Here is a 7,685-nt window from a genome sequence, read left to right as displayed (position 1 = left end):
GTCGTGCAGGCCCGCGGGCGTATGCCGTCAGGCGAGGTAGTCGTCGACGAGCCGGCTCGCGAGGGCCGTGTAGGTCTGCGGCGTCAGGGCCACGAAGCGGGCCTCGACGTCGGCGGGCAGCCCCAGCCCGCGGACGAACTCGCGGAGGTCGTCACCGTCGATGCGGCGGCCGCGGGTCAGTTCCTTGAGCCGCTCGTAGGGCTCCTCCATGCCCGGAACCCCCTGTGCGCCAAGGGCCCTCATCGCCGACTGGATGGGCTCGCCAAGCACCTCCCAGTTGGCCTCGAGGTCGGCTGCCATGCGCTCCGGCACGGCGTCGAGACCGGCGAGGCCGCGGCCGACGTTGTCGAGCGCGAGCATCGAGTGACCGAAGGCCGTGCCGATGTTGCGCTGCATGCTCGAGTCGGTGAGGTCGCGCTGGAGGCGGCTCTGCACGAGCGTGCCGCCGAGCACGTCGAGCAGGGCGTTGCTCACCTCGAGGTTGGCCTCGGCGTTCTCGAAGCGGATCGGGTTGACCTTGTGCGGCATCGTTGACGAGCCGACCGTGCCCTGGCCGCGCACCTGCGCGAAGTAGCCCATCGAGATGTAGGTCCACACGTCGGTGCAGAGGTTGTGCAGGATGCGGTTGAAGCGCGCGACGTCGGCATAGAGCTCGGCCTGCCAGTCGTGGCTCTCGATCTGCGTCGTCAGCGGGTTCCACGTGAGGCCCAGTCCTTCGACGAAGGCGCGCGACACCGCGGGCCAGTCGACGTCGGGCAGCGCGAGCGCGTGCGCACCGAACGTGCCGGTCGCGCCGTTGAACTTGCCGAGGTACTCCTGCCCCTCGATGCGGCGCAGCTGCCGGCCGAGGCGGTGCGCGAGCACGGCGAGCTCCTTGCCCATCGTCGTGGGTGTCGCGGGCTGGCCGTGGGTGTGCGCGAGCAGCGGCACGTCCTTGAGCTCGCGCGCCAGGTCGGAGACCTGCGCGACGAGGGCCTGCGCCCGGGGCAGCCACACCTGCTCGACGGCGCCCTTGACCATGAGGGCGTAGGAGAGGTTGTTGATGTCCTCGCTCGTGCAGCCGAAGTGGATCAGCTCGGCGAGACCCTTGTCCTCGTCGGCCGGGGCGATCGCCGTGAGGCGCTTCTTCAGGAAGTACTCGACGGCCTTGACGTCGTGGACGGTGACCCGCTCGATCTCGCCGAGCTCGGCGACCTCGTCGGTGCCGAAGTCGTCGACGACGGCTCGCAGCGCAGCGATCTCGTCGTCGGTGAGCTGCCGCACGCCCGGCACGACGCCGTGGCTCGTCTGGTGGATGAGCCACTCGATCTCGACGTGCACGCGCTGCCGGTTGAGCGCCGCCTCCGACAGGTGGTCGACGAGCGGCGCGACGGCGCCGCGGTAGCGACCGTCGAGCGCCCCGAGCGCGATGGGCGGGGTTGCGTCAGCGAGCGAAGCCATGCCGACATCCTCCCAGAGCGCGCGGAGTGGTTCGTATGCCGTCCGGCGCGGTCGGTGGGTGCCGCGCGGTCCGGGCCCGGCGGCATACGCCCTCGGTCCGCGGGGACCTCAGTCGGTGGCGCGCTGCTCGGGGAGCTGCATGACGGAGAACGTCTCGCCCTGGGGGCCCGCGACGAGGGCCATCCGGCCGTAGGGGGTGTCGAAGGGCGGCTGCATGACGGTGCCGCCGAGGGCCGTGACCCGGTCGGCCGCCGCGTCGGCGTCGGCGACCGCGAAGTAGGCCATCCAGTGCGACGGCACGTCGGCCGGTGCCGCGTCGGGGATGGCGCCGATGCCACCGACGGGCTTGTCGCCGTCGAGCGTCGCGACGGAGTACTGGAAGCCGCCCTCGCCGATCTCCTGCAGGCGGTAGCCGAAGACGTCGGAGTAGAAGGCCTTGCTCGCCTCGTAGCTGCGGCTCATCGACTCGGCCCAGCAGAGGGACCCGGGCTCGTCGACGAGGTCGGTGCCCGTGTGCTCCTTGGCCTGCCACAGGCCGTAGGCGGCCCCTGCCGGGTCGGCGCCGACGGCGAGGCGACCCACCTGCAGGACGTCCATCGGCCCGAGGAAGAAGACGCCGCCCGCCGCCCGGGCGCGCTCCGCCGTGGCGTCGACGTCGTCGGTCGAGAGGTAGACGGTCCACGCGCTGACCTGGCCCGGGTCGTCCGGGTTCTTGGCCATGGCGCCGGCGACGACGTGGCCGTCCTTGCGGGCCATGACGTAGCCGCCGGCCTCGGGCGGGAGGTCCTCGAAGGTCCAGCCGAAGAGGCTGCCGTAGAAGTCGCGGGCACGGTCGAGGTCGTCGACCATGACGTCGGCCCAGCACGGCGTTCCGGGTGCGAAGGACTCCTCGTGGACGGGCACGGGTGGCTCCTGGTGTGTTGGTGTCGTGGTCAGTCGAGGTCGGGGACGAGGAGCGAGAACACTTCTCCCTCAGGGCCGCTCAGCACCGCACCCATCCCGTACGGCCCGTCGAACGGGCCCTGGAGCAGCGTCGCGCCGAGGTCGAGCGCACGCGCCAGGCCCGGCACGACGTTGCGCGTCGCGAAGGACGCCACCCAGTGCGGCGGGATCTCGGCCGGCCACTCGCCGTCGATCTCCGCGAGGCCGTAGGCCGGGTTGCCGTCGCCGGTGTGCGCCGTCGCCCAGCGTGGGCCGCCGGCTTCGGTCTCGTCGGTGAACTCGTGGCCGAAGACGCCGAACTGGAAGTTCTGCACCATCTCGTAGTCGCGGGTGAGCAGCTCGTTCCACGTGAGCGACCCGGGCTCGTCGAGGATGCCGCTGCCCGGCAGGTCACCGGGCTCCCAGACGCCGAAGTACGAGCCGCCGGGGTCGACGGCGATGAGGGTGCGGGACAGGGCGCCGATGGAGACGGGCCGTCCGAGGGTGCGTCCGCCGTAGGCGTGGATGGCTCGCGCCGCGACGTCGATGTCGCCGACGCGGAGGTAGGTCGTCCACTGGCTGGGGATCGCCGCCGTCTCGGGCTTGCGGCTGATGCCGGCGACGGGGTGGCCGTCGAGGAGCGCCATCGTGTAGCCGCCGGTCGCGGGGTCGCCGGCCAGCCAGCGCCAGCCGAAGAGCTCGCTGTAGAACGTCTGGGCGCGGGGGACGTCGCTGACGAGCAGGTCGACCCAGCACGGGGAACCATAGGGATAGTCGGGCACAGTCAGATTCAGGTCTCGCATCGGGTCAGGGCTGCTCCGTGTCGTGCTGGGAGTGTGCGCGTCCGGCCAGCCGGCCGTCCAGCTGGTCCCTGACGTGGTGAAGGATGCCATGACAGGCCGCCTCCACCTCTGCGAAACACCGGGCGAAGTGCTCGGCCCCGCCGTACCACGGGTCTCCGGTCTCGAGGGTGCCGGCGGCGACGGCCTCGGGGTCGAACTCGCGCACGAGCCGGATCTTGCTGCGGTTGTGCGGGGTGCGGGCGAGCCGCTGCAACGTGCGCACGTGTCCCTCGTCCGAGGCGAGGACGAGGTCGAGGTCGTCGAACTCGTCGGGGTCGAACTCTCGGGCCCGGTGCCGTGAGCCGTCGTAACCGTGCTCGGCGAGGACCTCGACGGTGCGCGGGTCGGCGTGCTCGCCGACGTGCCAGTCGCCGGTGCCGCTCGAGCTGACCCGGACGTCCTCGGCGATGCCGGCGTCGTCGACGAGGCGCTGGAGGATCACGTGACCCATGGGAGACCTGCAGATGTTGCCGCTGCACACGAAGGTGACGTGGAGTGGGCGAGACGACATGGTGCCCATTGAACACCGCGGATCGGGCCGCGAGGCCCGAAGCGCGGTCTCACCTCGTCACGGTGTCGCCGAGCGGGTGTCGGAGGCCTTCGCGTGGCCAGTTCTGGGGTTGGCCGTGTGGCCGGTGGGGCTGTCGGTGGCTGGTGGGACGGTGTGACCATGACGACGACCGCGCACCCGTCCGCCGTGGGGGCCAGTGCCCCCGAGGCCCTCGAGTCCTGCTTCGCCGCCTGCGTCGCCGCCGGCGACCTCGACGGCATCGTGGGGTTGTATGCCGCCGACGCCGTCGTGAGCCTCCCGCGCGGTCGCGAGGCGGCGGGCTCCACCGCCATCCGCTCGGCGTTCGCTGCCGCATTGGCTGCGGGCGTCCTCGGTCCGGTCGGTGAGCCGGCGTCGGCGGTGTCGGCGCGCGCCGTCGTGACCGGCGGGCTGGCGATGACGACGTCGACCACTCCCGATGGCACGGTGCGCACCCAGGTGGCCCGCCGCACCGTCGACGGACGCTGGGTGTGGGTGCGCGACGGCTCGCGACTGCGCGACGTCGAGGCCTGCCTCCCCGCGCCGTCGGGCGACCTGGCGGTGGCGTAGTTTCACTCTGTGACCGATGCACCCCCAGGCCCTGAGGCGCCCGCCCCGGCCGCTCGTCGGTCGCACTTCGTCGACCTGACGCCGCTGCGGGTCAGCCCGCCCTTCGCCCGGCTCTGGTTCGGCAACACGCTCGCCGGCATCGGCACGTTCGTCACCAACACCGCGGTCGGCCTGCACATCTACGACCTGACGCGCTCGACCTTCATGGTCTCGCTCGTCGCGTGGTTCTCCCTGCTGCCGATGATCCTCGCCGGGCTCTACGGCGGTGCCATCGCCGACCGCTTCGACCGGCGCGCGGTGGCCCTGTCCGCCTCGACGGTGGCGTGGGCCTCGACCGTGGTCCTCGCGACGATCGTCTGGCTCGGGGCCGAGCAGGTCTGGATGTTCTACGTCATCACCACGGTCAACGCGGTCGCCGCGACGATCGCCTCGGCCACGCGCCAGGCGATCACGCCGCGCCTGCTGCCCAAGGAGCAGCTGCCCAAGGCCGCAGCGCTGCTCGGCATCTCCGCGGGGATCATGGTGACGGTCGGGCCGGGCATCGCCGGCGTCCTCGTCGCGCGGGCCGGCTACGCGTGGACCTACACCGTCGACGTCATCCTCTTCTTCGCCGGCTTCTTCGGGCTGTGGACCCTGCCGCGCATCCGGCCCGAGGGGGAGCGGCCGACCACCGGTGGCTTCCGTTCGGTCGTCGACGGGCTCGCGCACCTGCGGCGCGCGCCCAACGTCCGGATGAGCTTCATCGTCGACATCATCGCGATGACGTTCGGCCAGCCGATGGTGCTCTTCCCCGCCGTCGGCGCGATCGTCATCGGGGGCGGGTCGGTCACGGCCGGCATCCTGCTCGCGTCGTTCGCCGTCGGCGGGATCCTCTCGAGCCTCGGGTCCGGACGCGTGACGGGCCTGCGCTGGCAGGGCCTCGCGATCCGCAACGCGATCGTCTCCTACGGCCTCGCCATCCTCGGGTTCGGCGTCGTCCTCGCCGTCACCGAGCTCGGCGGGCACGCGGTGCAGTCGATGGACTTCGGCGACGCCAACCGGTGGGCGCTCGCGCTCGCGGCCCTCTGCCTCGCCGTGGCCGGCGGGTCCGACAACATCAGCGCGATCTTCCGCCAGTCGATCCTCCAGGCTGCCGTGCCCGACCACCTGCGCGGTCGCACCCAGGGCGTCTTCACGGTCGTCGTCACGGGCGGACCGCGGCTCGGGCAGATGTTCGCCGGGACGCTCGCGACCCTGACGGCGACGTGGGTGCCGTCCGTCGTCGGCGGTGCCCTCGTCGTCGTGCTCGTCATCGCCTCCGTCGCGAGGGTGTCGTCCTTCCGCCACTACGACGCCCTCGACCCGCGCCCCTAGGGGCAGGCCGTCCGGGGGAAGACGGCTCGAGAAGCCGCGAGGGCTCAGGGCTCAGGGCTCGGGGCTCAGGGCTCTCGGGGCGGGCCACCCTGGGGTTGCACGAGGCCCGACTCGTAGGCGTGGATGACCAGGTGGACCCGGTCGTGGACGCCCAGCTTCACGAGGAGGTGTCCGATGTGGGTCTTGACGCTGCTCTCGGCGACGAAGAGCCTGGCGGCGATCTGGGCGTTGGACTCGCCCTGGGCCACCAACCTGAGCACCTCCAGCTCGCGAGGTGTCAGGTCGGCTTCCGGCATCAGGGCGGTCGGGGCCGGGAGGAAGCGGGCGTAGCGGTCCAACAGCCTCCGAGTCACTCCCGGCGCGAGCAGGGCCTCGCCGCCGGCGACCGTGCGGACGGCGTGCACGAGCTCCTCGGCGGTCGCGTCCTTGAGCAGGAAGCCGCTCGCGCCGACGCGCAGCGCGTTGACGATGTAGTCGTCGAGCTCGAACGTCGTCATGACGATCACCCTCGGCGGCGCGGCGCCACCGTCCACGATGCGACGGGTCGCCTCGATGCCGTCCATGACGGGCATGCGGATGTCGATGATGGCCACGTCGGGCGCGTGGATGCGAGCCTGCTCGACGGCCTGCTCGCCGTTGGCGGCCTCGGCGACGACCTCGATCTCGGGTTCGCTGCCGAGGCAGTCGCGCAGCGCCGTGCGCATGAGCGGCTGGTCCTCGGCGATCATCACGCGGATGGTCACGTCAGGGCTTCGCGTTCCACGGGGAGGCGGGCGTCGACGAGGAAACCGCCCTCTCGTCCGGGACCGACGTAGATCGAGCCACCGACCGACGCGACGCGCTGACGCATGCTGTGCAGGCCCCGGCCCGAGGAACCCGTCTGGCTGCGACCTCCACCGAAGTCGCGGACCGAGACCCGGAGCGCGTCGGCGCCGAAGTCGACGCGCACGTCGACGGCCGACCCCGTCGCGTGCTTGAGGGCGTTGCTCAGGCCCTCCTGCACGATCCGGAAGGCGTTGAGTTCGATGGCGGGCGGCAGGAGTCGGCGGTGGCCGGTCACGTGCAGCCCGACAGTGGCGCCGGCCTCGACGATGGTGGTGACGAGGATCTCGAGCTGCCCCAGGTCCGGTGGTCGCATCGGCAGGGCATCCCCGTCGTCGGAGTGCAGCACCCCCACGAGCCGGCGCATGTCGGACAGGGCCCCCTTGCCGAGAGCCTCGATCGAGGTCAGGGCGTCGCGAACCGGTGTCGGCTCGTCCCCCAGGCTCCGGCGCAGCGTGGACGCGCGGAGCACGATGACACCGACGTCGCTGGACACGATGTCGTGCAGCTCCCGGGCGATGGACGCCCGCTCCCGTGCGGCCGAGAGCGCCGCCAGGGCCGCCTGCTCGTGGGCGAAGCGTTCCGTGCGGTCCTCGAGGAGGCGTGCGTGCTGTTCGAGGAGCTCGGTGCGTCCCCTCTCCAGCCGGACGCCGCGACCCAGCGACCACGCACACACCAGCGCGATCACCTCCGTCAGCGCCTCGTCGTACTCTCCCGGGTTGAGGAAGACGAGGGCCCCGAAGGCCATCACCGTGCAGACGGCCAGCAGGCACCAGGCCGAGCGCGCGAGGGTCCACAGCTGGGCCACCGTGTAGATCGCCACGACGACCGCGAACGGGAGGGCGGCCACGGGGTAGCGCTGCCAGTACCTGATGAACGTGGACGTGACGCACACCGCCAGGACCAAGCCGGGCGCGAGCCGACGCCACGCGAGCGCTGAGGTGCCCACCAGGACCTCTGCGGCGCCGGAGGGGTCGGGATCGGTGTAGTGGAGGTCGCCGTCGTCGGTGATGACGACGAAAGACGCGCGTTCGAGGAAGCTGACGAGCGACAGGGCGGTGACCACGGCCGCCAGGGCGACGTCGGCCATCGGGGGCTGCCATCTCGAGCGTCCGGAGGGCGGCTCCGGCGTGCCGTCGCGGGGCGAGGTGACCATGTCGGCATGGTCAGTCGGGTCCCCCCTGGGGTGGACGCCTGCGTCCACCCGT

General features: G+C 71.9%; 8 protein-coding genes. 2 read left to right on the top strand and 6 right to left on the bottom strand.

Annotated elements, in window-relative coordinates:
• Positions 1-27: 27 nt before the first annotated feature.
• The 4 genes from purB to ASH01_RS09140 form a co-directional block, all read right to left on the bottom strand.
• Entirely contained in the window at positions 28-1,440 is a 1,413-nt protein-coding gene (purB, locus tag ASH01_RS09155) for an adenylosuccinate lyase (RefSeq protein ID WP_056774505.1), read from the bottom strand.
• Between the two features lie 108 nt (positions 1,441-1,548).
• On the bottom strand, positions 1,549-2,343 hold the full coding sequence (locus ASH01_RS09150) for a VOC family protein (protein WP_056774502.1): 795 nt from the start codon (positions 2,341-2,343) through the stop codon (positions 1,549-1,551).
• A 29-nt stretch (positions 2,344-2,372) separates the two neighbouring features.
• On the bottom strand, positions 2,373-3,143 hold the full coding sequence (locus ASH01_RS09145) for a VOC family protein (RefSeq protein ID WP_082619625.1): 771 nt from the start codon (positions 3,141-3,143) through the stop codon (positions 2,373-2,375).
• Positions 3,144-3,168: 25 nt separating this feature from the next.
• Positions 3,169-3,714: a low molecular weight protein-tyrosine-phosphatase gene (locus tag ASH01_RS09140; protein ID WP_056775295.1), complete on the bottom strand. Its 546-nt coding sequence runs from the start codon at positions 3,712-3,714 to the stop codon at positions 3,169-3,171.
• A 159-nt stretch (positions 3,715-3,873) separates the two neighbouring features.
• Between ASH01_RS09140 and ASH01_RS09135 the strand changes: the two genes are divergently transcribed.
• A complete protein-coding gene (locus tag ASH01_RS09135; RefSeq protein ID WP_156415508.1) occupies positions 3,874-4,302 on the top strand; it encodes a YybH family protein in 429 nt (142 codons plus the stop codon).
• A gap of 9 nt (positions 4,303-4,311) precedes the next feature.
• Complete coding sequence (locus tag ASH01_RS09130) at positions 4,312-5,655, top strand: MFS transporter (RefSeq protein ID WP_200959109.1); 1,344 nt, start codon at positions 4,312-4,314, stop codon at positions 5,653-5,655.
• A gap of 65 nt (positions 5,656-5,720) precedes the next feature.
• Here the strand turns inward: ASH01_RS09130 and ASH01_RS09125 are convergent, their stop codons facing one another.
• On the bottom strand, positions 5,721-6,398 hold the full coding sequence (locus tag ASH01_RS09125; RefSeq protein WP_056774492.1) for a response regulator: 678 nt from the start codon (positions 6,396-6,398) through the stop codon (positions 5,721-5,723).
• Positions 6,395-7,633, bottom strand: coding sequence for a sensor histidine kinase (locus tag ASH01_RS09120; protein WP_156415507.1), 1,239 nt, complete (start codon positions 7,631-7,633; stop codon positions 6,395-6,397). Before ASH01_RS09120 ends, ASH01_RS09125 begins: the two co-directional genes overlap by 4 nt.
• Positions 7,634-7,685 lie beyond the last annotated feature (52 nt).

This window comes from Terrabacter sp. Soil811, assembly GCF_001429655.1.
GTDB lineage: Bacteria > Actinomycetota > Actinomycetes > Actinomycetales > Dermatophilaceae > Terrabacter.
The sequence above is the reverse complement of the archived record's forward strand: the minus strand, read 5'-3'. Positions and strand labels throughout refer to the sequence as shown.

Bases quoted from the DNA above. Each gene is read 5' to 3' on its own strand.
- ASH01_RS09140 (WP_056775295.1), bottom strand. From the start codon at position 3,714: ATGTCGTCTCGCCCACTCCACGTCACCTTCGTGTGCAGCGGCAACATC.
- ASH01_RS09120 (WP_156415507.1), bottom strand. From the start codon at position 7,633: ATGGTCACCTCGCCCCGCGACGGCACGCCGGAGCCGCCCTCCGGACGC.
- ASH01_RS09135 (WP_156415508.1), top strand. From the start codon at position 3,874: ATGACGACGACCGCGCACCCGTCCGCCGTGGGGGCCAGTGCCCCCGAG.
- purB (WP_056774505.1), bottom strand. From the start codon at position 1,440: ATGGCTTCGCTCGCTGACGCAACCCCGCCCATCGCGCTCGGGGCGCTC.